At 61.3% G+C, this 25406-nt stretch carries 22 protein-coding genes; 18 read left to right on the plus strand and 4 right to left on the minus strand.

Annotated elements, in window-relative coordinates; all coding sequences use genetic code 11:
* Positions 1-107: 107 nt before the first annotated feature.
* The 6 genes from ACN6NG_RS13275 to ACN6NG_RS13300 all read left to right on the plus strand — a co-directional run bounded on the left by ACN6NG_RS13275 (position 108) and on the right by ACN6NG_RS13300 (position 5443).
* The gene (locus ACN6NG_RS13275; RefSeq protein ID WP_016499570.1) at positions 108-650 is read left to right on the plus strand and encodes a helix-turn-helix domain-containing protein; all 543 of its coding nucleotides are present in this window, start codon (positions 108-110) and stop codon (positions 648-650) included.
* A gap of 251 nt (positions 651-901) precedes the next feature.
* Complete coding sequence (eppA, locus tag ACN6NG_RS13280; protein WP_016487266.1) at positions 902-1078, plus strand: EPS-associated small membrane protein EppA; 177 nt, start codon at positions 902-904, stop codon at positions 1076-1078.
* A 267-nt stretch (positions 1079-1345) separates the two neighbouring features.
* Positions 1346-1903 carry a polysaccharide biosynthesis/export family protein gene (locus ACN6NG_RS13285; protein WP_197897413.1) on the plus strand — a complete coding sequence of 186 codons (558 nt, stop codon included), beginning with the start codon at positions 1346-1348 and terminating at the stop codon, positions 1901-1903.
* A 24-nt stretch (positions 1904-1927) separates the two neighbouring features.
* Positions 1928-3043: a hypothetical protein gene (locus tag ACN6NG_RS13290; RefSeq protein WP_041167708.1), complete on the plus strand. Its 1116-nt coding sequence runs from the start codon at positions 1928-1930 to the stop codon at positions 3041-3043.
* A 19-nt stretch (positions 3044-3062) separates the two neighbouring features.
* Positions 3063-4625 (plus strand): GumC family protein, encoded by a 1563-nt coding sequence (locus ACN6NG_RS13295; protein ID WP_474314377.1) that lies wholly within the window; start codon positions 3063-3065, stop codon positions 4623-4625.
* An 11-nt stretch (positions 4626-4636) separates the two neighbouring features.
* Positions 4637-5443 (plus strand): CpsD/CapB family tyrosine-protein kinase, encoded by an 807-nt coding sequence (locus ACN6NG_RS13300; protein WP_016499574.1) that lies wholly within the window; start codon positions 4637-4639, stop codon positions 5441-5443.
* A gap of 40 nt (positions 5444-5483) precedes the next feature.
* On the opposite strand, the gene galE is transcribed toward ACN6NG_RS13300, so the two are convergent.
* The 3 genes from galE to ACN6NG_RS13315 form a co-directional block, all read right to left on the minus strand.
* Positions 5484-6458 carry a UDP-glucose 4-epimerase GalE gene (galE, locus tag ACN6NG_RS13305; protein ID WP_353455343.1) on the minus strand — a complete coding sequence of 325 codons (975 nt, stop codon included), beginning with the start codon at positions 6456-6458 and terminating at the stop codon, positions 5484-5486.
* A gap of 105 nt (positions 6459-6563) precedes the next feature.
* Positions 6564-9164, minus strand: a complete 2601-nt coding sequence (locus ACN6NG_RS13310) for a cellulase family glycosylhydrolase (protein ID WP_474314382.1) — start codon at positions 9162-9164, stop codon at positions 6564-6566.
* Between the two features lie 5 nt (positions 9165-9169).
* Entirely contained in the window at positions 9170-10696 is a 1527-nt protein-coding gene (locus ACN6NG_RS13315; RefSeq protein ID WP_474314386.1) for an O-antigen ligase family protein, read from the minus strand.
* A 95-nt stretch (positions 10697-10791) separates the two neighbouring features.
* On the opposite strand from ACN6NG_RS13315, the gene ACN6NG_RS13320 reads away from it, so the two are divergent.
* The 11 genes from ACN6NG_RS13320 (at position 10792) to ACN6NG_RS13370 (ending at position 22842) form a co-directional block, all read left to right on the plus strand.
* Entirely contained in the window at positions 10792-12168 is a 1377-nt protein-coding gene (locus ACN6NG_RS13320) for an oligosaccharide flippase family protein (RefSeq protein ID WP_063424168.1), read from the plus strand.
* Between the two features lie 236 nt (positions 12169-12404).
* A complete protein-coding gene (locus ACN6NG_RS13325) occupies positions 12405-13871 on the plus strand; it encodes a GMC family oxidoreductase (protein ID WP_353455346.1) in 1467 nt (488 codons plus the stop codon).
* A 102-nt stretch (positions 13872-13973) separates the two neighbouring features.
* Positions 13974-14591: an acyltransferase gene (locus tag ACN6NG_RS13330; RefSeq protein ID WP_016487256.1), complete on the plus strand. Its 618-nt coding sequence runs from the start codon at positions 13974-13976 to the stop codon at positions 14589-14591.
* A complete protein-coding gene (locus ACN6NG_RS13335) occupies positions 14584-15540 on the plus strand; it encodes a glycosyltransferase family 2 protein (RefSeq protein WP_016499580.1) in 957 nt (318 codons plus the stop codon). Before ACN6NG_RS13330 ends, ACN6NG_RS13335 begins: the two co-directional genes overlap by 8 nt.
* An 8-nt stretch (positions 15541-15548) precedes the next feature.
* Positions 15549-16073, plus strand: coding sequence for a serine O-acetyltransferase (locus ACN6NG_RS13340; protein WP_016499581.1), 525 nt, complete (start codon positions 15549-15551; stop codon positions 16071-16073).
* Positions 16074-16078: 5 nt separating this feature from the next.
* Positions 16079-17056, plus strand: a complete 978-nt coding sequence (locus ACN6NG_RS13345) for a glycosyltransferase family 2 protein (protein WP_474314392.1) — start codon at positions 16079-16081, stop codon at positions 17054-17056.
* Between the two features lie 9 nt (positions 17057-17065).
* Positions 17066-18070, plus strand: a complete 1005-nt coding sequence (locus tag ACN6NG_RS13350) for a VirK/YbjX family protein (RefSeq protein WP_353455348.1) — start codon at positions 17066-17068, stop codon at positions 18068-18070.
* 49 nt (positions 18071-18119) lie between these two features.
* Positions 18120-19322, plus strand: coding sequence for a glycosyltransferase family 4 protein (locus ACN6NG_RS13355; RefSeq protein ID WP_063424172.1), 1203 nt, complete (start codon positions 18120-18122; stop codon positions 19320-19322).
* The gene (locus ACN6NG_RS13360) at positions 19319-20506 is read left to right on the plus strand and encodes a glycosyltransferase family 2 protein (protein WP_474314395.1); all 1188 of its coding nucleotides are present in this window, start codon (positions 19319-19321) and stop codon (positions 20504-20506) included. Before ACN6NG_RS13355 ends, ACN6NG_RS13360 begins: the two co-directional genes overlap by 4 nt.
* Positions 20506-21264 (plus strand): WecB/TagA/CpsF family glycosyltransferase, encoded by a 759-nt coding sequence (locus ACN6NG_RS13365; protein WP_049277512.1) that lies wholly within the window; start codon positions 20506-20508, stop codon positions 21262-21264. Before ACN6NG_RS13360 ends, ACN6NG_RS13365 begins: the two co-directional genes overlap by 1 nt.
* A gap of 156 nt (positions 21265-21420) precedes the next feature.
* Positions 21421-22842, plus strand: coding sequence for an undecaprenyl-phosphate glucose phosphotransferase (locus ACN6NG_RS13370; RefSeq protein WP_049277511.1), 1422 nt, complete (start codon positions 21421-21423; stop codon positions 22840-22842).
* A gap of 79 nt (positions 22843-22921) precedes the next feature.
* On the opposite strand, the gene ACN6NG_RS13375 is transcribed toward ACN6NG_RS13370, so the two are convergent.
* Entirely contained in the window at positions 22922-23863 is a 942-nt protein-coding gene (locus ACN6NG_RS13375; RefSeq protein WP_474314398.1) for a LysR substrate-binding domain-containing protein, read from the minus strand.
* Positions 23864-24009: 146 nt separating this feature from the next.
* Here ACN6NG_RS13375 and ACN6NG_RS13380 point away from each other — a divergent pair, with 146 nt between their 5' ends.
* Positions 24010-25386, plus strand: a complete 1377-nt coding sequence (locus ACN6NG_RS13380; protein ID WP_061202822.1) for an L-serine ammonia-lyase — start codon at positions 24010-24012, stop codon at positions 25384-25386.
* Positions 25387-25406 lie beyond the last annotated feature (20 nt).

Below are 25406 nucleotides of genomic sequence, written 5' to 3' on the forward strand. Positions count from 1 at the left end.
TTGTGGGAGCCTGGCTTGCCGGCGATGGGCTGCAAAGGAGCCCCAGCATTTCGCCGGCAGTCCACGTATCATTACCAGGCTGCCTCAGCCTGGGAAACCCGCGTCACATGTCTATCCGATTGAAACTGCTGCGTAAGAAACTGGGAATGACCCTGGAAATGCTGGCCGAGAAGACCGGCATGACCAAAAGCTACCTGTCCAAGGTCGAGCGCGGCCTGAATACACCCTCGATTGCTGCCGCGCTAAAGCTCGCACGGGCATTGAACGTCAATGTCGAAGAGCTGTTCGCTGAAGAGCAGGCCGGCCAGAGCCGCTACAGCCTGGTGCGCCATGGCGAACGTCAGGCCCTGGTAGGCGATGGGCAAGGGCCGGGCTATGCAGCCCTGACCAGCCAGGTCGGGCAGCGCAGCCTGCTGCCGTTTCTGATCCAGCCGCCGAACGAGTTCAGCGACCCAACGTTCAAGGAGCACCTGGGCGAGGAGTTTCTGTTTGTGCACGCAGGCCAGGTGGAGGTGGATTTCATGAACGAACGGGTGCTGCTGGAGCAGGGCGATGCCTTGCATTTCAACGCGCAGACACCGCACCGACTACGCTCGGTAGGTGCCCAGCCGGCGCAATTGCTGGTCGTGGTTCACCACGCAGACGAATAAAACCACAGGGGGCAGGGCAACGCCCCCCACGTATTCTCATCCGTGAAACGCAGCGTCCACCGCAGCGGCATTTCTTTGCATAATTTGCATGTCGGTATTTTGACGAATACCCCCATCTCCCATTGAATTTTATTATGGTGTCGGATCATTGACGTAGTGTCATTGTGCCCATAAGCTCAAGTCAACAGCGAAACAACTCCCGCCACACCGAGCAAATAACTAATTGATTTCCTGTTTTTTTGGAGGGGCGTATGCGCACGACTCTGATTATCAAATCGATGTTCTTGCTGGTGTTGCTGAGTGGCGCTGCGCGTGCGGCAGATTCCTATGTAAACCAAAACAGTATCATTCCTGTTTCAACCGCCGGCTGGTTGTTAGCCTTCGCAGTGGTTGGCTTTGTGCTGGTGGCAAACAGAAGAAAAATCTGAGGCTGACCGCCTTTTTTGCAGCGTGGGCAGAGGTTGTTGCAAGCCCGGGGCCTGGCTTGTGAATTTCCCAACCGTTGCTATATTCCCAGTAGCCCTTGAAAGGCCTTGGTTTGCAGAGCAAGGCAGCCTACCTGTAAAGCGTCAAGGTTAGGGCCTCCAGGAAAGACGAGGCCATCGCGGCGGGCTTAAGCCGCGAAGCAGAGCGAGAGTTGGTGTGCTGTTCTCATTCAGTGCTCTTTTTCGGGCCATTTGGCCGGAGGGACCCTCATGATGCGTTCATTGATTGCCGCATTCTGCATGCTGACCGTGTGGTCCAGTGCTGGCAACGCCGATCAGAGCGGTGCGGCTTACCTGCTCAGCCCCGGTGATGTGGTGATGGTTTCGGTGTGGCAGGAAGACAGCCTGCGTCAAGAAGCCACCGTACTACCCGATGGCAGTATTACCTTCCCCTTGGCCGGGCGCATAAATGTTGCCGGGCTGGATGTAACGGCAGTTGAGAAGCAAGTGGCTGCCAAACTCGAAAAATTCCTCCCCGACCCGAACGTCAGCGTTGTCGTCAAGAGCATCGCCGGCAACCTGGTCTATGTCCAAGGCAAAGTGATCAAGCCAGGCCCCGTGCAGATGGCAGGCCCTACCGCAGTGCTTCAGGCGCTGAGCATGTCGGGCGGCCTGGACAAGTTTGCTGACGAAAGCGATATCAAGGTGGTCCGCGGCACCGGTGCTTCCCAAAAGATCCTGCCCGTGCGATATAAGGACCTGGTGTCTGGGCGGGATATGTCCACCAACATCCAACTTCAGGCTGGCGATACGCTGGTCGTTCCTTGATCTTGCCTTTAATAAGAACATTTAATGCCTCTTCTTAGAACAACTAGCATTGCAACGGCAATCTTGGTCTTGCCGTTCACGGACGCGGTCCTGGCGGCAAATTGGCAGTCTACGGTAGTGGTACCGACATCCGTCGAATATGACAGCAACCCTTTGTTGCTGACCTCGGGGGAAAAGGGTGTAACGCGCACGATCATCGCGCCGGACTACACCCTGATCGGTACCTTCGGCCAGGACGAATTGAGGTTGGGGCTGGGCATGCATGTGTTGCGCTCGTCCGACACGGATGTGGTCGACGACCGTGAAGACCCTGATATCAGCCTGGGCTGGCAGCGCACCACCGAGCGTGGGCGTTTCGGCCTGGTGGCGCGCTACAACGAAAGTTCGACACTGTCGGGGACAGTGCTGGATACCGGGGTGATCACCACTGACGGTACGCAAAAGCTCTACACCCTGACCGGCAACTGGAGCCAGGCGGTTACCGAGCGCAGCACCTTGAGCAACGAAACCACTTTTAACCGTGCCCGTTATGACATCAGTACGCTGACGGGGTACGACGAACTGGCAAACGTGTTTACCTGGACCTATGCCTGGAGCGAGCGGGCCGATGTGTATACCCGCTTCGGTGCCCGACGCTATGAGCCAGAGCAGGACCTTACCGCGACCGCGTCCAACAGCTACACCCCGGCAGTCGGCATCAAGTACCAGCTTGCCGAAGGCCTGAGCGCCGATGCCCACATTGGCGTCAACCAGGTGTCTGGCGACGACGGCGGTCGACGCGGGGAGGGTGGGGTGGCGTTGCTCTACACCGGCACGCGTGCCATTGCCAGCCTGACCGCCGAGCGCAGCACGGTGGCCAGTGCTGAAGGCGGCTTTGCCGAGCTGGACCAGGTGCGTGGCGTGTGGAGTTACGCGCTCACCGAACTGGACCGGGTGGGCGCTGACGCTGCCTGGCAAGACAGCAAAGGGCAGAGCCCTAATACATTGCAGACGTACAGCGTCTGGGCCAGCCGCCAGTTTTCACCTTACTGGGACCTGCGTCTGTCGCTGATGTACAAGGAGCGGCAACAGGACCAGGCGCCCGATGCAACCGCTACGATCGTTGGTTTGACGTTGACGTACAGGTACCCCGACATCTGAACTTCAGGCAGGTGGCCCCATGAAGTCTGACTACGAACTCTCCATCAGAGATTACATCGCCATTATCAAGGACAGGGCCCTGGTGTTAGGGGTGAGTGCCGTAGTCATTCTTGCCGCGACCGTGGCGGTCGCGTTGATGGTGCCGCCGCTCTACCAGTCGACCGGCACCATCCTTGTGGAGTCACAGCAGATTTCCCCCGAGCTGGTGTCGACCAACACCACCAGCTTTGCCGATGAGCGCATCGAGGTGATTCGCCAGCGGGTGATGACCCGCGAGAACCTGCTGCGCATTATCGACAAGTACAACCTGTTCGCCGACAAGCGCTTGAGCGAGTCCGACAAGATCGACCAGATGCGCAATGCCATCGTGGTCGAAACCCTCACCACGTTCGTGCGCGGGCGAGGCGAGGCGACGGTTGCGTTCAATGTGTCCTTCGAGCACAAGCAGGCGGAAGTCGCCAAGGAAGTGGCCGACGAACTGGTCACCCTGTTCCTTAACGAAAACCTCAAGCAGCGCACCGAGCGGGCCAACGAAACCACCGAGTTTCTTACCCAGGAGGCCAACAAGCTGGGCGCCGAACTGGCCAGCCTGGAGAACCAGCTGGCCGACTTCAAACAGGCCCACGCCAATGCCTTGCCAGAGCACCAGACCCTGCGCATGAACATGCTCTCGCGTTCGGAGCTGGAGTTCCGCGAAGTCGACCGTGACTACAAGGCCGCCCAGGAAGAACTGCGCTACCTGGAGCTTGAGCTGTCGGCGGCCAATGCCGGCCTGGCCACCAAGACTACCGAAGGCAGCAAGCCAGCCAGTGCCGACCAGTCCCAGGACCTGCCAAGCCTGAAGGCCGAATATGCCCGGTTGCTGACCCGCTACAAGGATGCCCACCCGGATGTGGTAGCGGTCAAGCGCAAGATCCAGGCGCTCGAAGCCAGCGGCGGGCGCACGGCCACCACGTCCACAGTCAGCCTCGACGTGGCGCGCGTTCGCGCCAAGATGAGCGCGGCCCAGGAACGTATCAGCTCGCTGGCCGATCAGAAGCGCGAGCTGACCAGAAAGATGGAGGGCTACGAGGCCGAAATCCTCGAGGCGCCGCAAGTCGAGCGTGGCCTGGTGACCTTGATGCGTGACCACGATAACGCGCGCAAGAAGTATGAAGAAATCCGCGCCAAGGAGATGGGCGCGAAGATTACCGAAAGCCTGGAGCAGGAGAACAAGGCCGAGCGCTTTGTGCTGCTGGAGCCACCGCTGATGCCTGAAAAACCGATCAAGCCTAATCGCAAGAAGATCGCTGCGTTGGGCCTGGTGCTGGCACCGGCAGGCGGCGGCGCCTTGGTGATGCTGCTGGAAATGCTCAACCAGCGCGTGCGCGGCGTCGGTGCTCTGGAAAACCTGCTGGGCAAACGGGTGCTGGTGGCAATCCCCTACATCGATACCCGGGCCGACGTGGCCAGGCGCAAACGCTGGCGTAACTGGCTGATCCTGGCGGCACTGGCGTTGGCGGCTATCATGGTAGTGCTGGTGCACGTCTTCTACATGCCACTGGATGTGCTGTTGTTCAAAGTCATATCTCGGTTTGCATAGGGAAAGCAGTGATGGACAGGACCAAGCCGTCTGTTGGCAATAATCTTCACCAGGTTACCCCGGGCACCCCCCAGGCATTGTCACCCGCCCCCGGCACCGCGCTGGCGGAAGTGCCAGGCCAGTTCGATTATGTGAACACCAAAGTGGTGCCGCTGCGGGCGGACCATCTGGAGCGCCACCGCATCGTGGCGTACAACAAGAACTCCAACATGAACGGGCCGATCGACCTGCTGCGCACGCAGGTGCTCAGGGCCATGGAGGAGAACGGCTGGCGTACCCTGGCGATCACCTCGCCAACGCCTGAGGCGGGCAAGACGGTGCTGGCGATCAATCTGGCCATGAGTATTGCTCACCACACGACCAAGACTGCGTTGCTGGTGGACTTTGACCTTCGCCGGCCCAAAGTCGGCAGTACCCTTGGCCTGCCCATGGAGCAGGCGCTGAACGAGTACCTGACGGACAAGGCCGAGTTGCAGGAATGCCTGGTCAACCCGACGTTGCCGCGCTTTGTGGTGTTGCCGACACGTGTGCCGGTGCCGATGTCGACCGAGATGCTGTCGTCGCCCAAGGTGAACAACCTGATCAGTGATTTACGCAACCGCTACGACTCGCGCATCTGCATTTTCGATTTGCCGCCACTGCTCAGCTCTGACGATGCGATCACCGTGATACCCAAGTTCGATTGTGTACTGCTGGTGGTGGCCAACGGGATGAACAACAAGAAGGAAATCGAGGACTGCCTGCATCACCTGGCCACGGTGAACCTGGTCGGGACGGTGCTGAACAAGGCTGACGAGCAGCCGCGAACCTATTATTAAGGTTCGAAATTTTGGGGCTGCTTTGCAGCCCCCAAAGATCTCAGCCCTGATGCAGGCTCCAGGGATACTGCAACTCCCACTGCCACGCATGCCGCACGATCTGTTCCAGCGAAGCAAACTCCGGCCGCCAGCCCAGCACCTGCAGCGCCTTGCTCGCATCCGCCACCAGCCGTGGCGGGTCGCCAGCGCGGCGTGGCGCGTCAAGGGTATTGATCTGCCGCCCGGTCACTACCCGGGCTGTATCGATCACCTGCTGTACCGAAAAGCCCAGGCCATTGCCCAGGTTGAACGCGGTGCGCTCGCCACCCGCCAGTAAATAATCCACCGCCAACGCATGCGCCGCCGCCAGGTCGGCCACATGCACGTAGTCGCGGATACAGGTGCCATCCGGCGTATCGTAATCCCGGCCAAACACCGTCACCGCCTCGCGGCGGCCTGAAGCGGCCTGCAGGATCAACGGGATCAAGTGGGTTTCCGGTTCGTGGCGTTCACCCAGCTGGCCATCGGGGTCGGCACCGGCGGCATTGAAGTAACGCAGGCATACAGACTTCAAGCCATAAGCCCGGTCAAAGTCCTCGAGAATCTGCTCGACCATCCACTTGCTCAGCCCATAAGGGTTGATCGGCCCTTTGGCATGCGCTTCATTGATTGGTACGTACTGCGGGTTACCGTAAACGGCGGCACTGGAAGAAAACACCAGGTGCTTGATGCCGGCATTCACCATGGCCTGCAGTAAGGCGAGGGTGGCGGCGACGTTGTTCTGGTAGTACTTGCCTGGTGCGCTGACCGATTCGCCCACCTGGATGAACGAAGCAAAGTGGAACACCGCATCGAAGTGGCAGATGCCGAACAGCACATCCAGGGCAGCTTCGTCGGCAATGTCGAGCTTGGCCCACTGGATGCCGGGGCCAGGCGAAAGCAGGTCCGCCACCACCACCTCATGGCCGGCACCGAGCAGGTGCTTGACCATGTGTGAGCCAATGTAGCCTGCACCACCCACTACCAGAAATTTCATCCGCACCTCCTGGAATCTGCTGTTTACAGACGCAGTGAACCGTCCCTGAAACGTGCAGGTGGGATGATCAGCTACAGGTGACCTGAGCGTAGATGGCCCTATGCCCTATTTCAAGAACAGCCAGTTGGACATGTAGTTGCCGTCGAACGTAATGCTGTACTGCCCATCCTTGTAGGCCACCGGCAATGCCTTCAATTGTGCCTGTGCATCGCGGGCGAACAGTTTCAGACCGGCGGGTGCCTTGATTGTCAAAGTGCCTTGAAGCGGTTCCACGTTGAACGGCGTCTTGTCATCGGCCTTGGGCATGGCACGCGTGCCCAGCGACAGCAGCAGCTCACGCGACTGGCCCAAGGGTTTGCCGTCCAGGCTCTGTACCGCGACGCTGGCGTAAGGTGTTTTCGTCTGTACCTGTACGGCCCCCAGGCTGATCGAGCGACCACCCAGCCAGCCGGTGGCGGCCTGGGTCAGTGGCGTGTCGATGGTATAGATGCCTTGTTGCCAGTTGCGCTTGAGCTCGCCGGTGTCGGTCACCGACTCCTTTGCATCGGCGGGCAGCAGCGATTGCCCCGGGTCCTGCAACACTTGCGCGCCAGACGGGATGGCAGCGGGTTTCAGCCAGGGCAGTTCCGGTGTCGGCGGCAGGGCAATCTGCAACTGGCCCTTTTCCATGGCCGTGCGCAGCAGTACCGAATTGCGCGGGGTGATCTCCTGGTTGTAGAGGGTGGCGGGCGTCGGCGCGAACACGTAGCGGGTCGTTGCCGGCTTGACGTCCGCACGGCGATAGAGCAGGGCGGCTGCGGGCAGGGTGGCGATCATCGCCGGGTCGTTGTACGCGTGCCAGTTGTCCGCCGTGCGCCAGCCCGGGTTGAACCCTTGTTGGCTATAGGCGTACTGCATCATGGCGTCCCAGCCCTGGTGGCTGGCGGTGCCGGCTACATACAGCGGCAACGAGTGGCGGTCGGGCAGCGGGAACGGCTCGGCGTTCCACTCGGTGACGGTGAGCGGTTTGCCGACCACCTGGGCGGCGGCGATCCAGTCGATCATGCCGTCGCTGGTCAACGGGTTTTTCTCCAGCTGGCCAATGGCGCCGTAGCTGTGGGCATCGACTACATCGCCTGCGGTCAGCGCCGGCAGTGCGCTCAGGCCGTTGCCGCCCCAGGTGCTGGTCGTGGCAATCGGCACTTTGACGCCCAGGCCACGCAGGTGGGCGATCATGTCGGCGTTGAAGCGTTGCTCCAGGTCGTTGAGGAACAGCTTCGACGGGCCATGCTCCCAGGCACGCCAGGTAAGGTCGGCGGGCAGGTCATGCTGCCTGGCGAAGGCTTTGGCTGCTGCCATGTAGCGCTGGCTATGGCGCGGTACGTCCTTGTCCGGCATCAGAGCGTTACCGTAGTGCTGGGTGAGGTCGTTTTCGTTGGTGATCAACACGGCGGCGATGGCCGGGTCGTCCTTGTAGGCCAGGCCGGTGTATTCGTTCACATGGGTCAGGTACTGCTCCGCGAAGCGTTTCATTGCTTTCTGGATGCTGTCGTTCATGTAGGCGTAACCCTTCAGGTCTGCGCGGCCCTCCTTTTCGGGCAGTTCATCGAAGTCTTCAATGTTGTCGTTGGCGGTCAACGCACGTTGCACGTGCATGTCCAGCCAGATGTAGATGCCTTCGTCCTTGAGTGCCTTGATCCACAGGTCGAGCTTGCGCAGCGATTCGGCGCTGAGCTGCTGGGTATCGCGCACCAGGCTGCCGTCGCCAAACACGTTCGGGCTGACCCACGGCGAATCGTGGTGGTGCAGGCGCACCAGGTTGAAGCCCAGTGCCGACAGGCGCTTGGCCTGTTGGCGGATTTCCTCGTCCGGGCTCTTGAACAGCGAATAGGCAGACAGGTTGGTGCCCCAGAAGCGCACCGGGGTGTTGTCTGCGAACATCAGCTGTTCGCCGACCGTCTTGACGAAACCGCGCTTGCCGGCGGGCTTTTCCGCGGCGTTGAGGAACGACAGGTCCACCGGCGAGGTGCGCCAGTCCAGCTGGTCATCGGGCCAGCTGGCGGGGTCGGCAAGGCCGAAACGCTCGGTGGGGGTGGGCCCCAGCTCGATGTTGCCGGTAACGTTGAGTACCGCCTTCAGCTGCTGGCGGCCGGCGCTGATCGGGTCTTTGTAGAGAAACGCACGCAGCTCGGACGGGTTGCCGCGCTCGAAAAAGACCTTGGCCAGTGGCGGATCGAAGCGCATCTCGACGCGTCGGCCCTGGTCCGCCTTGCCCCACGACCAGCCACGGTTGTCGGGCAGCAGTTGCGGGGCGCCCATGTCGCCGGCGATTTGCGCCGGGTCGAACTGGAACACCATGCCGCCGCCCATCACCCCGGCCTGGCGGCTGTGGGCGGTAAGGTCGAAGGCCCAGCTCAGGGTTTGTGCCTGTTCCTTGCGGATATCCGCCTTCAGGTCAAAGTCCAGCTCCTTGTTCTTGCCCAGCAGCGTGTACTGGTAGGGGCCATTGACCTTGAAATCGGTGTAAAAGCCGGTCCAGCTCCAGTTGGCCGCCCAGAAGTCGAACTTGGCTTTCATCACCGGCCCGCCGCCGTATGTCACCGTAGGCAGGCCATTCTGCTCATCGACACTGACCTGCCACTGCGAAGCCCAGCCGGCCAACGGCAGTAAAGCCAGGCCAGCCATGGCCGAAGCCTGCACAAGGTGACGCAGGGTAAGCACGTTCATGGACATTACCTGGGTTGAAGGCCGGTTTCGGCCAGCTCGGTAGCCGGGCTGTCGTCAAGCCGGCGGACCATCTGTATGTACGCCACGCCAAGCCCCGCGATTGACCAGTACACCACCGGTATGAAGGTGATGCTGCTGACGGTGAAAATGATCACCAGAATGCCGATGAGTGTTGCCAGCAGCACTCGCCCCAGCTGTCGTCGTTCGTCATCCTTGTCGGGGAAAGTGAGCATGGCCCTGCGGATACCCCTCAACACCACAGCAAAGAACGCAACGAACAGGCCGAGCCCGACCAGCCCCACCCGCAGCGCCAGGTTGATGTAGGTGTTTACGATGTCGATGATGCCTTCGCCCTGAATCATCGACTGCATTTCCGGGGTGTTGCGAAAGTCGAACGAGCCGAACAGCGGGTTGCGCTGGATGACGATCCAGGAGTTGTCCATCAGCCGCTCGCGGTACGTGATGTTCTCTTTTTCGATGTTGCCGATGTACGGCAAAAGGTCCAGCACCTTGTCACCGCCCGGTACGACGGTCAGCAAGGGCAGCGCCAGCATGCCAGCCGCGCCCAGCAGCGCCAGGCGCCTGACCGCGCCTTTGCCCATGGCAATGAACACCACCACGATGACCACGACGCCGATCCATGGCCCACGTGACAACGGCGCGAACAGCCCGGCGGCCAGCAGCAGGGCGCCCATGGCCCGGTGTAGCGGGCGTTGCACATACCCCTGGACGAACAGGAACAGACCGATGGCCACGCTCATCACATAACCCAGGGCAATCGCCTGGCCGGTGGTGACGCTGGCCCGCAGCGCGCCGCCGCGGCTGAGGTAGCCGGACATGCTCCACGGCACCCCCATTGCATCGATCAGGGCGCTGTACAGCAACCAGTGGCGCACATATTCGGCCACGGCGATCAACGCCATGACGAAGGCGGTGAGCACGAAGGCCAGCATGGTATCCTTGAAATCGCTGATATGGCGCAGGCCACGGCTGGCCACGTAGTACGGCAGGAATACGTCGACATACAGGTACAGCGCCTGACGCAGGGTGTCGGTGAGGGTGGTTTCGCGCAGATACAAAACGCTCATCAGCAGCAGCCCGGCCGCCAGCAGCCTGTCCGCCCAGGTACGGCCGAAGCGCAACGTGTCCGCTTGCCGGCGCAGCTGCAGCGCGGCCGGCAGCAGCACGCACAGGGTGAGCAGGCGGATATGGTTGAGGTCGACCAGGTAGTTGACCACGCCAAACCCGGGCACCTGCACCGATGCCGGCGGAATCAGGAACAGCAGCATGTAGAACAGCGCCATGGGGTTGTGCTCGCGGCGCCCTGCAAGCAACAGGATGACCGCGCCTGCACCCAGGTACAGCCAGAAGCTGTGCGAGGCAAAGGCCAGCACCGTCAGCAGGAACCAGAGATTGCGCCGGCGCTTGTAGTCGCTGAGCGGAATAAGGTCGGTGGCGGGTCGCCGCGCCATCAGGAAGACCACGCTCGCCAAAAACAGGATGACGATCAACGCACGAAAATGTTCAGGCATCGGCTATGTACACCTTTCCCTCGGTGGGCAACGGCTAGCATCGTGGCTAATTGAAACTATAGTGACTTTTAGCCAATCAGTCAGAGATTGAAGTCATGCCGTCGATTGATGTGTCAGCCGCTGCGAGCCTGCGCAACCGGGCCTTGAGGGCCGGGTCGTGGAACCTGGTCTCGCAGGTGGCTTCTCAGGTGATGCGCCTGGGCGGCAATCTGATCATGGCCCGCTTGCTGCTGCCGGAAATGTTCGGGGTGATGGTCATCGCCACCACCGTTTCGGTACTCCTGCATCTGCTTTCCGATGTCGGCCTGCGCCAGAACATCATCCAGAGTCACCGGGGTGACGACCCGGATTTCCTCAACACCGCCTGGACCGTGCAGATCATTCGCGGCTTCCTGCTGTTTGCCCTCACCCTGCTGCTGGCGGTGGGCGCCTGGTTGGCCCAACTGGCGGAACTATGGCCTGCGGACTCCACCTATGCTGCCCCGGTGCTACCGATGGTGCTGGCGGTAACTGGCCTGTCGGCAGCCATCTGGGGATTCCAGTCCACCAAGATAGATGTGGCTGTAAGAACTTTCCAACAAAAGCGCGTGGTGCTGGTCGACCTGGCCTCGCAGGTGGCCGGCCTGGTGGTGATGCTGGTGCTGGGCTTGCTGACCCATTCGATCTGGGCCCTGGTGATCTCTGGCCTGGTTTCGGCGGTAGCCTGGACCGTGCTAGGGCATACCGCCCTGGAGGGCCCGAACAACCACCTGCGCTGGGACCGTACGGCGCTGACCGAGTTGATCGTGTTTGGCCGCTGGATCCTGTTGTCGTCGATGGTTGGCGTGCTGGCCATGTACGGTGACCGCATCTGGTTTGGCGCCAGCATGTCGGCGGCGCAACTGGGGGTGTATTCGATTGCCGTGCTGATTCTTGGCGCGGTGCAGACCGCGCTGATGAAAATTGTCGGTGCCGTGGCGCTTCCTGCCTTCAGTGAAGCGGCAAGGGCCGATGACAAGGAACGCCTGACAGCGCTGTATCACCGCTTCCGCCTGCTGGTCGACCTGCTGGTGCTGTTCATCTGCGGTGGTTTCCTGACCGCCAGCCCTCTGCTGATTGGCTGGATGTACGATGATCGCTACCGTGAAGCTGGCCCTATGCTGGCAATTCTTTCGCTGTCGTTCATCATAATGCGCTATACATTGGCTCATCAGGTGTGGATTGCCTTGGGCCTTACCAAGTATCAGGCCATGGACAACATCATCCGCCTGGTCTCGCTATGGGGGCTGCTGCCGCTATTGCTGGCGATTGGTGGTGTGGAGTGGGCGATCTGGGGGGTTGCCCTGCATGCCGTGCCAACCCTGGTGCTGGTTGTGTATGTGAACTGCAAACTGGGCATGTTCAGCCTGAAACGTGAGCTGGTAGTGCTGCCGATGCTGCTGGTCGGGGCTCTGTGCGGGGCGCTGCTGACGGCCTTTTTCGACTGGTTGTAAAGCGGCGTGCTGGGTGTAACTTTCATGGGTACAGGTCACGGGATCATGGGCAAGCTCACTTTTTGTACTGCGCAGTTGGGCCGTAGAGGCTTTCTCCAGAGTTGTGTCTTGCTCGGTGTGGGTGGGGCGGTGTTCGGCGCCTCGGCGTCCGTGGCTGGCAAACCTGTCGAACCGCCCGGGTTCGTGATAATCAACGGTTGGGTATTGCCGTCCCGTTACCTGCGGAACCAGCCAGCATGATCAAGGACTTTCAGCAGCACAAAACGCTGCGCGACAACTACGATTTCTGCATCATCGGTGCCGGCCCGGCGGGTATTACCCTGGGCTTGCGCCTGGCCGCCGCCGGCTGGAACGTATTACTCGCCGAAGGTGGTGGACGCGAGTATGCGCCGCACTCGCAAGGCTTGTACGCCTGCGCATCCACGGGCCTGGAGCTGTATGCCGAGGAGACCCGCCTGCGTTACCTGGGGGGCACCTCCAACCACTGGGCCGGCCGTTGCCGGCCTTTCACCCCGTCGGATTTTACCGTCGCCCCGCCAGGTGACTTGCCCGGTTGGCCGATTCCCTATTCGGAGATCGAAGGCTACTTGCCGGCGGCCATGGACATCGTCGACTTGCCAGCCGGCTCGGATTTTCGTGCGATGAATACCGGCCTGGATGGCGGTGACTTCGAGGCAGACCGCTTTTTGCTCAGCACCCCGACACGTTTTGCGCAAAAGTACGCCACGGCACTGGAGCAGACCAAAGGCCTGGACGTGTTCATCAACTGCAACTGCGTGGACCTGGAGTTCGACAAAGGCTCCGGCCACCTGGCTGCGGTGGTTCTATCCGACTATGAACGCAATCGTCAGCGCCTGGTGGCAAGGCACTTCATTCTGGCTACGGGGGCCATCGAGAACGCCCGGCAGTTGCTTAATAGCCAGACCCTGGTGGCAGCAGGCGTAGTGAGCAAGGAAGGGCTGGTCGGCGGATGCTTCATGGAGCATCTGAACATCGACCTGGGCACGTTCATCCTCAAGTCCGGGCAGGACCCGGAGCCGCGCCAGTATTACACCACCGATGCCTTCGTCGACGAGTACAAGGCCGGTAAAGGCAATGTCACCGCCGCGCTGCTGGCCGATGTGCAGACCTATGGCCGCACCGCCGAGGTCAAGCATTTTCTCGAGAACCTGGCTTGCGACATGGGGGTTGCCAGCAAGATCGCCTTCGTCGCCAAGTTCAGCTGCCCCGGTGACGGCGTGATCAGCACCATGATCGAGCAGTTCCCCAACCTGCACAGCCGCATTTCGCTGCTGGACGAACAGGACGCACTGGGGGTGGCCAAGGTCAATGTCAACTGGGCGCTGAGCGCCGACGACCGGCACACCATCAAGTGCATTGGCAGCGAACTGGCCAAGCAGTTCGCTGAAATGGACCTGGGCTTCGTCAAGCTGAACGACTTTGTCTATGACACTTCGATACCGCTGACGATGGCGCCGCACGCTCACCACATGGGGACCACACGCATGGCCGCCTCGCCACAGTTCGGCGTTGTCGATGCCAATTGCAAGGTGTTCGGTACCGAGAACCTGTATGTCGCCGGCAGCAGTATCTTCGCCAAGGGCGGCGCTTCCAACCCGACCATGCCGTTGTTGCAGTTTGCCGTGCGGCTGGCCGACCACCTCGATACCAGGATGAGGGCGGCTAGCGGCGCCGCTGCATGATGCAGGTTGTACATGGGTTGAGCGCTGCGGTCAGCACCTAGAAGAACGAGACCGGAACGCCTCAGGACACTCCAGATTGTTCAGATCGCGAGGCCAGGCAGTATGAAGGGATGGATACGCAAGGCAGTGGCGCACTACGCTCATGCAACCGGGCGAGGGGGCAAGTTCTACAGGAGGTTCTGCAACCCTTCTGGTCTTGAATGGGGTGCCTACCTCGCCCGATGGGGGAACTTTCACTCTGTCGGCAGCAACTTCTTCGTCAATACAGGCTGCAAGTTTCTCGACCCTTCGCTGGTTCGCATCGGTAACAGCGTGGGCTTGTCCGACTGCACGCTGATCGGTCATGACGGGGTGGTATTGCTGATCGAACATCGCTTTGGCAAGCACCTGGATTCGGTCGGTTTCATCGATATCAAGGACAACTGCTTCATCGGCCATGGCGCGATCATCATGCCCCGCGTGACCATCGGCCCGGAATCGATTGTGGCCGCAGGCGCGGTGGTGACCAAGGACGTGCCACCAGGCACCGTGTTTGGCGGCAACCCGGCGCAGTTCATCTGCACCACCGAACAGTTGATCAAACGGGTCGAGGCGCGTTGCGAAAGTTACCCGTGGATCGAACTGGTAAAACAGCGCAACGGCGCTTACGACCCGGAAGTTGAACCGCTGTTGATGGCGCAAAGGCGCCAGTACTTCTTCGGGGACGGCAACAATGGCTAGCAAACCTGTGGATGTCATGGTGGTCAACTTCAATACCGCCGGGCTGCTGCAGCCGATGTTCGATGCGCTGCGCCGGGCCGACAGCGAGCGGCTGGCCAGTTACCTGGTAGTAGACAACGCATCGCGCGATGACTCGGTGCAGCGCATGGCCCAGGTGTGCCCCGAGGCACTGCTGCTGAGTAACAAGCAGAACGTGGGCTTCGGCCGGGCCAATAACCAGTTGCTGGCGCACCTGAAGGGCAAGTACGCCTTGCTGCTCAATACCGATGCCTTCGTTGCCGCCGACTCCCTGCAAAAAACCCTCGACTACATGGACGCTCACCCGGAGTGCGGCGTGCTAGGGGTGCGCCTGGAAGGCCGCGACGGTGATCTGCAGCCCAGCTGCCGCTACTTCCCAACGCCGCTCAACGTCTTTGTCGGGCGTACCGGGCTGGGGCGGTTTTTTCCGGGGCTGAAGATGGTCGATGAAATGACCTGGGACCACGCCTCGGTGCGCGAGTGTGACTGGTTACCGGGTTGCTTCTATCTGGTGCGCCGCGAAGTGCTGGACAAGGTGGGCCTGTTCGACCCGCGTTATTTTCTTTATTACGAAGAGGTGGACCACTGCAAGCGGGTGAAGGAAGCCGGCTGGAAAGTCGTGTTCTACCCGCATACCACCGTGGTGCACATCGGGGGCGAAAGCTCCAAGTCGGTGGCAGAGCTGGAGGCGGCCAGCCGGCAGATCTCGTCCTACCAGATCGAAAGCGAGCTGTTGTATTTCCGCAAGCATCACGGGGTGGCGGGCCTTGCCCTGCACATGGTACTGGTCACCCTGGGTGACCTGGTGCTGGCACTCAAGGCGCTGTTGAAGCGACGCGGCTGGGGCGCGATTCAGGCCTGCTGGCGTCATTGCCGGGCGACCTGGTCACTGTTGTTCAAGACCCGGTACGCCAGCCAACCGACAAGGTAGGTAAAGCCATGTTCGAGAATATTCGTGCCGACCTGCGCGCCCATGGCGGAGATTGGGGCGCGCAGGGCTTCTGGGTACTGCTGGTGTATCGCTTCGGCCGCTGGCGCTACACCGTGCGCCCGGCACTGCTGCGCAAACTCTTCTCGCTGGTCTACAAGGTGCTGTTCAAGTTCGTGCAGATCATCACCGGTATCGAACTGCCGTGCGAAGTGGTGATCGGCCGCAACTTCGTCATCGACCATTTTGGTGGCATCGTCGTCAGTGGCTATGCCCGGTTTGGCGATGACTGCCGCATTCGCAACGGTGTGGTGGTGGGCTTGAAGAACGTCGATGAGCCGATTGCCCCGGTGTTCGGCAACAACGTCGATATCGGCACCGGGGCCAAGGTGCTGGGCAGCATCCGCATTGGCAACAACGTGATCATCGGCGCCAATGCCGTGGTGCTGGTGGATGTGCCGGACAATTGCCTGGCAGTAGGGGTGCCAGCCACCATCAAGGCCAGGCAGCCAGCCGCCACGGCCGCCGCCGAGTGAGGCCCATGGCGGCAGTAACCGGTGTGGTGGTCATTGGCCGCAACGAGGGCTCGCGCCTGGAGCGCTGCCTGCGTTCGCTGGTAAACGGTGCGGGCAAGGTCATGTATATCGACTCGGGCTCCACCGACGGCTCGCTGCAACTGGCCCGCAGCCTCGGGGTGGAGGTGTTGGCGCTGGACATGGCCATCCCGTTTACCGCCGCGCGCGCGCGCAACGAAGGCTTCAGCGCCTTGCAGCGGCTGCTGCCTTCGATGCAACTGGTGCAGTTTGTCGATGGCGATTGCGAGGTGGATGCCCACTGGCTGGCCACGGCGCAGGTGTTTCTCGACCAGCACCCCGAGGTGGCGGTGGTGTGTGGTCGCCGACGGGAGCGCTTCCCGGAGCGGTCGGTGTACAACCTGCTCTGCGACCTGGAATGGGACACCCCCATCGGTGAAGCCAAGGCGTGCGGTGGCGATGCGCTGATGCGGGCAGACGCTTTTGCCGCCGTCGGTGGTTTTCGCGCCGAGCTGATTGCCGGTGAGGAGCCTGAACTCTGCGTGCGCTTGCGCGCCAAGGGCTGGAAGGTCTGGCGCCTGGCCGCCGAAATGACCCTGCACGACGCTGCCATGACCCGGTTCAGCCAGTGGTGGCGGCGCAGCCTGCGTGCCGGCCACGCCTATGCCGAAGGGGCCTACCTGCATGGCCAGCCGCCCGAGCAGCACTGGTTGCGCGAGTCACGTCGGGCCTGGCTATGGGGCCTGGGCATACCCTTGGTGATCGTGCTGGCCTGCCTGCTGCTGGGTGGCTGGGGCTTGCTGTTGCTATTGATCTACCCGTTGCAGGCGGTGCGCCTGGCCCGTCGCGGTGGCAAGTCGGCGCGCGAAAACTGGCTGCAGGCGGTATTCCTGGTGTTGGGCAAATTCCCGGAAATGCTCGGCCAGCTGAAGTTCTTGCGCCACCGCTTCGCGGCCGGCAAATCAGCGTTGATCGAGTACAAATGAGAGATGACCATGATGCTCGGCACCCTCGTTAAAAGTGTGTTTACCTTGCAACCGGGCTACTCGTTGCGGGCGTTGAACAACAAGTACAAGTTGATGCTGCAAATTGCCAGGCAATGGCCTGAGTTGAATGGTTTCATGCAGCGCATCACGGCGGCACTCGGCGAGCAAGGCGTGCGGCGGCTGGGTGTGGACTGCATCGGTGTGGTGCAGTGGCCTTACCTCAGCAAATGCTGGGAAGCCCCGCAGCGCCTGGCGGTGGTCGCTTCGCACTATGAAGTGCTGGCCGGCGAGTTTCCGGCGCTGTTGCTGCTGGGGCGGGACGAAAGCCTGACGCTGTGCGATCTGGCCAGCCATTCGCCGGGCTGCCGCCTGGTGCTGGACCGGCCGATCTGGTTCAAACGCGAAGGCGAGTTGGTGCTGAACCTGTTCCAGGGCGACCTGCGCGTGGCTTCACTGGCGTTCACCCTGTGCTGCAGCCAGGGCGAACTGTGCCTGTTCATCGGGGCCGTGCAGGGCATCCACAAAGGCATCGACAGCGAAACCTCATTGGCTATCTACCGCGACCTGACCAAGGACTTCGAAGGCCTGCGCCCGCGCAGCCTGGTGCTCGAAGCGCTGAAGTGCCTGGCCCGGACGCTGGGTGTCACGCACCTGTATGCGGTCAGCGATGACTGCCGGCACCATCGGCATGCGTATTTTGGCAGCGACAAGGGCCAGGACCTTGCCGCCAACTATGACGTCATCTGGCATGAACACGGTGCCAGTGCATCGAATTTTGCGGATTTCTTCAGCCTTCCGCTTGCCCAGGCGCAGCGGGCAGAAGCCGACATTCCAGCGAAGAAACGGGCGATGTACCGCCGCCGCCAAGCGATGCTCGACGATGTTTTCTCACGCTTGCAGGCCGCATTGCCAAGCAGCAGTCACAACCTTGGACTACAAGGAAAACAGGGGGATGCATTTGCTGTGAGTGCATCGGCAGTGGACCGACCGCCCGTAGTCGACAGCCTGAAGTGAAGGTTGCCAGGGGAGGTGGGTCATCAAGCGGGTTTGGATCTGGATTCGTATGCGCATCGCTTACTTCATCAATCAGTACCCGAAGGTCAGCCATAGTTTCATCCGCCGCGAGATACTGGCGCTGGAGCGCCAGGGCATAGAGGTACAACGCATTGCCCTGCGGGGGTGGGACGCCGAGTTGCAGGACGCCGAGGACACGAGCGAACGGGCCAGGACCCGGTATGTGTTGCAAGGCGGCGTCAAGGGGTTGCTGACGCCAACGTTGCAGGTGCTGCGTGCGCAACCGCGGCGTTTTTTCCAGGCCTTGCGGGTGGCCATGCGCCTTGGCCTGCGCGCCGACCGCGCGTGGCCCTACCACCTGGTGTACCTGGCCGAGGCCTGCCAGGTGTTGCAATGGCTGCAGGCCGGGGAGGCCAAACACGTGCATGCCCATTTTGGCACCAACTCTACCGAGGTAGTGATGCTGGCCAACTTGCTGGGCGGTCCGGCCTACAGCTTTACCGTGCATGGGCCGGAAGAATTCGACAAACCACAGTTCCTGCACATGGGCGAGAAGGTGCGGCGTGCCGCCTTTGTTGCCGCGGTAAGTTCTTACGGGCGCAGCCAGCTGTTTCGTTGGGTGGCGCACGAGCATTGGGCCAAGGTGAAAGTGGTGCATTGCGGCCTGGAGCGAGGGTTTCATGAGGTGGTGCCAGTCGGTGTGCCGGCGGTGCCGCGGCTGGTGTGCGTCGGGCGGCTCTGTGAACAGAAAGGCCAACTGTTGTTGCTTGAGGCGGCGGGCCAGCTTGCGGCGCAGTCGATCGCCTTCGAACTGGTGCTGGCGGGTGACGGTGAGATGCGCCAGCAGGTCGAGGCCTTGATTGCCCGGCATGGCTTGCAGCAGCAAGTACGCATCACCGGCTGGATCAGCAGTGCACAGGTGCGCGAGGAAATACTTGCCGCCCGCGCGCTGGTATTGCCGAGCTTCGCCGAGGGCCTGCCGGTGGTGATCATGGAAGCCATGGCCTTGCGCCGGCCGGTGCTGACTACCTATGTGGCCGGTATCCCGGAGCTGGTGCGCCAGGGCGAGAACGGCTGGCTGTTCCCCGCTGGCGCCGTGGACGAACTGGCCCAGGCCATGGGCGAGTGCCTTGCGCAACCCGCCGAAGTGCTGCAGCGCATGGGCGAGGCGGCTTACCAGCGCGTGCTGCAACGGCATGATATCGACACCGAGGCGGCCAAGCTGGCCGGCTACTTCAAGGCATCCGCATGATGACTGTATTGAGTTGGTTACTGGGCCTGCTGGCGGTCATCGCCCTTGTGCCTGTGTCCGTTTTCTTCCTGCAGATGCTGCTGGCTTGCCTGCCGCCGCGCTCGCGGCCCTCGGGCGTCAGCGTGCGTCCGCGGGTGGCGGTGTTGGTACCGGCCCATGATGAGGCTGCGATCATTCGTGCAACGCTGGCGAGCGTAACCCCGCAGTTGCTGCCAGGCGACCGCTTGCTGGTGGTGGCCGACAACTGCACGGACGACACGGCGCGGCTTGCCCGCGAGGCCGGCGCCGAGGTGGTGGAGCGGTTTGATACGGTGCTGCGTGGCAAAGGCTATGCCCTGGACTTCGGCGTACGACACCTGGCCCTGCAGCCGCCCGAGGTGGTGATTGTGGTGGATGCCGACTGCCAGGTAGCCGAGGGCGCGATTGACTGCCTGGCACGCCGTTATCACCAGGCCCAACGCCCGGTGCAGGCGCTGTACCTGATGCGCGCGCCCGCCGGTAGCGGGCTGAAGGTGCAGGTGGCCGAGTTTGCCTGGCGGGTCAAGAACCTGGTACGCCCGCGTGGCTGGGCGCGGCTGGGGCTACCGTGCCAGCTGATGGGGGCAGGCATGGCATTCGGTTGGCACGACCTGGCTTTGATCAACCTGGCCAATGGGCACTTGGTGGAAGATGTGAAGCTGGGCCTGGACCTGTGCCAGCAGGGCAAGCCGCCGGTGTTTTGCCCCGAGGCATTGGTCACCAGCCAGTTTCCTGCCAGCCAGCAAGGCATGAACAGCCAGCGCACCCGCTGGGAGCATGGCCACCTGGGCTTGATGCTGGCGGATGCGCCCAAGCGTGCGCTGGCCGCCATCCGCCAGCGCAACGGTAGCCTGCTGGCCATGACCCTGGACCTGTTGGTGCCACCTCTGGCGCTTCTGGTGCTGGCGCTGCTGGGGCTCAACCTGGTGACCTGGCTGGCTTACCTGCTGTCAGGCCATGCGGCGCCTGCGTGGATCGCACTGGCTGCGCTGGTCATGCTCGGCCTTGCCGTTGTGCTGGCGTGGGCACGCTTCTGCCGTGAGCTGATCCCTTTTTCCGTGCTGTTGTACGCGCCTTTTTACGCCGCAAGGAAGATCCCCTTGTATTTGGGGTTCCTGATCAAGCGCCAGGTTGAATGGGTGCGCTCCAAACGGGATGATGACTGATGGCTCAGTGGCAGTGGGAGAAACGCTGGAAGCGCATTATCGACACGCTTGAGGTGGTGCCTGACAGCAGCGCGGCGCAGTGCCTGCTCGACCGGCTTGCCGCCCCGAAGTCTGCAACCGTGCTGGGGTTCGTCAATGCCCATGCAATGAACCTGGTGGTGCACGACGGTGAGTATTGTCAGGCGTTGTCGGCGGCCGATGTGCTGTTGCGCGACGGCTCTGGCATGGCGATCCTTTATCGCCGGTTGGGGCTGGAGCCTGGGCTCAACATGAATGGCACCGACTTCATACCCAGCCTCATGGAGGCATACCGCGGGCGGCGGGTTGCGTTCTGGGGCACGCAGCAACCGTACCTGAATCAGGCGGTGCGGCGCAGCGAAGCCTTGTTTGGCGTGGTGCCGGTATCGGTCCACGATGGCTTTGCCAGCATCGACACCTACTTGCAGTTGGCCAAGGAACAGCAACCGGAACTGATCGTGTTGGGGATGGGCATGCCCAAGCAGGAAGCGGTGGCGGCCAGGTTGGCAGCCGTTGGTGGGCCGTGCCTGATCGTGTGCGGCGGGGCGATTCTGGACTTCCTCGGCGGCAAGGTCAGCCGGGCACCGCAGTGGTTACGGCATGTGGGTGGCGAGTGGGCCTACCGTCTGTTACGCGAGCCGAAACGTTTGTTCATGCGTTATGTGGTAGGCAACCCGTTGTTCTTGCTGCGCACCCTGCTGTGCCGCAAGGCAGCCGATTCGGCCAGGGGCACCGTATGAATCGGCCAAAATCCGCGCTGATGGCGGGTGGCTGCTACAGTGAAAGCAGTGGCTTGGGGGCCGCACGATCCTGCTTCACTGGCGTTGAATAAGCTGTATTCAAGACTTGATGTTTGATGGACGGCACTTGCTACGCTCAAATAGATGAGGTCTGAAATGGTTTTCGAACCCAGAAGCAGTCGTTCCTTACTCCAAAGAAGAAGCAGCGTAAGTAACGCCATTCAGGCGGGGCTCGATGGCATTGCAGTAATCGGTATTGCCTGGTATCTCATCTATGACCAGTTTGGTTACATTACCTCTGATTATGTAATCATGTTGCTGTTGCTGATTGGCGCACTGGCCGTCATCTACGACCATTATGCAATCTACCGCACTAACGTTGGCCTTTCGATCAAGGCCTTCCGCCTGTTCAAGGCGTGGTCGGCAACATTCTGTTTTCTTGTGGTCATGGCCTTTCTCACTAAACAGAGTGAAACGTACTCACGGTTGTTGGTCGTGCAGTTGTTCATCATTGGTTACATTGCCCAGTTGTTCTTGCACTTTGCGGTTCGTGAACTGCAAAAACGTTTTACCGCGCATGCGCGGCTGGACAATGCCCTGATTATCGGCAACGGCGACCTGGCCAATTTCCTTTATCAGAAAATCAGCAACAACCCCTGGTTTGGCGAACGAGTTCTGGGGTGTGTGCTGACCGACAAGGCTGGCGAGCAGGCGTACGAAGGTGCCGAGGGCAAGCAGCGCCTGCCCGTGCTCGGTCACATTGCAGACCTGGATGAAATCGTTGCCCAGTATGGCATTCGCACCGTGTACCTGGTGACCCCGCTGGGGGGCTCCGAGGTTATCAACGACGTGTACTTCAAGTTGCTTGACAAGTGCATTGCCGTGAACTGGGTGCCGGATATTTTCTCGTTGCGCCTGATCAACCACAGTGTGCGGGAAATTGCCGGTATTCCTGTGCTGACCCTGTCTGAAACCCCGCTGACGGGCATGAGCCTGTTCCTGAAGAATATCGAGGACCGGGTATTGGCGGCATTGATACTGCTGTGTGCATCGCCTGTGTTGATTGGCGTTGCACTGGCTATCAAATTCACCAGCCGCGGGCCCGTGTTCTTCCGCCAGGAGCGTACGGGCTGGACCGGCGAGTCATTCCGTATCTGGAAGTTCAGAAGCATGCATGTTCATCAGCCGGACAATGGCGTGGTCAAACAGGCGCAGAAGAATGACCCGCGATTGACTAAAATTGGTGCCTTCATCCGCCGCACCAGCCTCGATGAATTGCCGCAGTTATTCAATGTGCTGACCGGGGAGATGTCGCTGGTTGGGCCACGGCCACATGCGTTGCAACATGACACGTTATATTCCCAGGACATCGTCGATTACTTTGCCCGCCACAACATCAAGCCGGGCATGACTGGCCTGGCGCAAGTGCGCGGCTTCAGGGGGGAGACCAAGGACATCGAGCAGATGATCCAGCGGGTGGACTCGGACATCGAGTACATCAACAACTGGTCGCTGTGGCTGGACTTTGTGATTCTGGTGCGCACCCTCAATGCGTTTACCGGCAAGCAGGCTTACTAATCATCGAATGCTCGCAAGCCCCCTGTAGGAGCGGCCTTGCCGGGGCCGCTTCGCACCCCATCGCGGCACAAGGCCGCTCCTACACCTTGTTCAGCGGATGCAATTCCCTGAACCCCCGCGCTTCCTCCACCAGCCAGTCATGCACCGCCCGCGCTCCCGGCTGATTCAACCCGCCTGGCGGGTAATGCACCACGTAGCGTTTGTGGTTAGCGATCGCCACGCCAAACGGCACGATCAGCGCGCCGCGCTCCAGTTCGTCATTCAGCAGTGTCCGACGGGCGATCGCTACACCAATACCGGCAATTGCAGCTTCGATGGTCAGGTGGTTGCGGTTGAAGGTATGGCCACGCCGCACATTCAGGCCAGCGGCGCCAATCCCCTCCAGGTAAAACTCCCATTCTGCATACTCCGAACTGCCACGCCAGGCCGTGATGTCATGCAGCAGCGGGTAGTGCACCAGGTCTGCCGGCCCATGCAGTGGCGGGCGCCCCCGCAGCAAGGTGGGTGAGCACACCGGGAAAATATGTTCGTCCAGCAGCGGTGTCGAAAGCATACCAGGGTAGCTGCCATCGTTCAGGTCGATAGCCAGGTCGAAGTCGCCCGGGGTCAATGCCTGGGCGCTGTCTTCGGCCACCAGGCGCAGCTCGATGTCCGGGTATCGCTGCTGAAAGCGCGGCAGGCGCGGGGTGAGCCATTTGGCCAGGAACGACGGAATGGAGCGTACACGCAAGGTGCCGCGAATTTCACCGGCGTCCAGGCGCAACAGTTCAGCCTCGATACTGCCGTAGGCTTCGGCCACCGTCTGGGCCAGGCGTTGCCCTTCGGCGCTTAACTCCACACCGCGCGCCCGGCGCAGAAACAGCCGGTAACCCAGGCGTTCTTCCAGCTGGCGCATCTGCTGGCTGACCGCGCCGGGGGTGATGCGCAGCTCTTCGGCACATCGGGTAAAGGACAGATGCCGGGCTGCACAGGCGAATACATGCAGCCAGACGAACATCTGCCCATTGAGTTGCCGTCGCATTGTTTAGTCCTGCTAAAGGCTTGCTTAGAAAGTTTCGTTGGTCATCCATGAGCCATCGCGTCAGTATCGCGCAAAATCGCACTACCGCTCAATTTCATCAGATAACCGTGCTGTGGATTCATATCAGGGCACGGTCAGGCATTAGCATGGCTATCAGTGTTTTCGACCTTTTCAAAATCGGCATCGGCCCGTCCAGTTCCCACACCGTCGGGCCCATGCGGGCAGCGGCGATGTTTGCCCAGGTCCTGCGTGAGCAGGGGCTGCTGGCGCGGGTAACGCGCGTCGAAGTGCGGTTGTATGGCTCGCTGTCGGCCACCGGGGTTGGCCACGCCACCGATCGCGCCTGCCTGCTTGGCCTGATGGGCCAGTGGCCGGACCGCATCGACCCGGCCACCATCGAGTCGCGCATTGGCCAAGTGTTGCAGGAGCATTGCCTGATGCTGGATGGCAGCCACCCGCTGGCCTTCGAGTATGGCCGGGACATGTTGCTGCTCGACGAAAACCTGCCTTACCACCCCAATGCCATGAGCCTGGAAGCGATGGACGGGGAGAGCAGCCTGCTGCTGCAGACCTACTATTCGGTTGGCGGCGGCTTTATCGTCGAGCAGGCCGAAATTGATGCCCCTGCAGCCAAAGCCAATGACGTTGTGCTGCCTTATGAGTTCGACAGTGCTGCCCAGTTACTGGCCTTGTGCAAAGCACACAGCTTGAGCGTGGCGCAACTGATGATGGCCAACGAACAGGCCTGGCGCCCGGAAGCGGAAATACGTGAAGGCTTGCTGCGCATCTGGGCGGCCATGCGTGAGTGCGTGGATAACGGGCTGCGCAACGAAGGCATCTTGCCTGGCGGGCTGCACGTCAAGCGCCGCGCTGCCCGGCTGCACCGCAGCTTGCAGGAACTGGGCAAGCCCAACGTGATTGGTTCGACGCTCAGCGCCATGGAGTGGGTGAACCTGTTCGCCCTGGCGGTGAATGAAGAGAATGCCGCCGGCGGGCGCATGGTCACCGCGCCCACCAATGGTGCCGCAGGCATTATCCCTGCAGTGCTGCATTACTACATGAAATTCAACCCGACCGTTTGCGATGCCGATGTGGTCGACTTCCTGCTGGCGGCAGCGGCCGTCGGTATCCTGTGCAAGAAAAATGCGTCGATCTCGGGGGCAGAGGTAGGCTGCCAAGGCGAGGTGGGTTCGGCCTGTTCGATGGCTGCCGCCGGCCTGGCCCAGGTGCTGGGGGCGACGCCGCCACAACTGGAAAACGCGGCCGAAATTGCCCTGGAACACAACCTGGGGCTGACGTGCGACCCGGTTGGCGGCCTGGTGCAGGTGCCGTGTATCGAGCGCAATGCGATTGCTGCGGTGAAGGCGATCAACGCGGTGCAGATGGCGTTGCGTGGCGATGGCGAGCACTACATTTCGCTCGACCGGGTGATCCGCACCATGCGTGATACCGGGGCGGACATGCATGCCAACTACAAAGAGACCTCGCGCGGCGGCCTGGCAGTCGCCTTTGTCGAGTGCTAGGAAAACTCACCGGCCGATGC

Source organism: Pseudomonas sp. TSO6, from assembly GCF_056098905.1.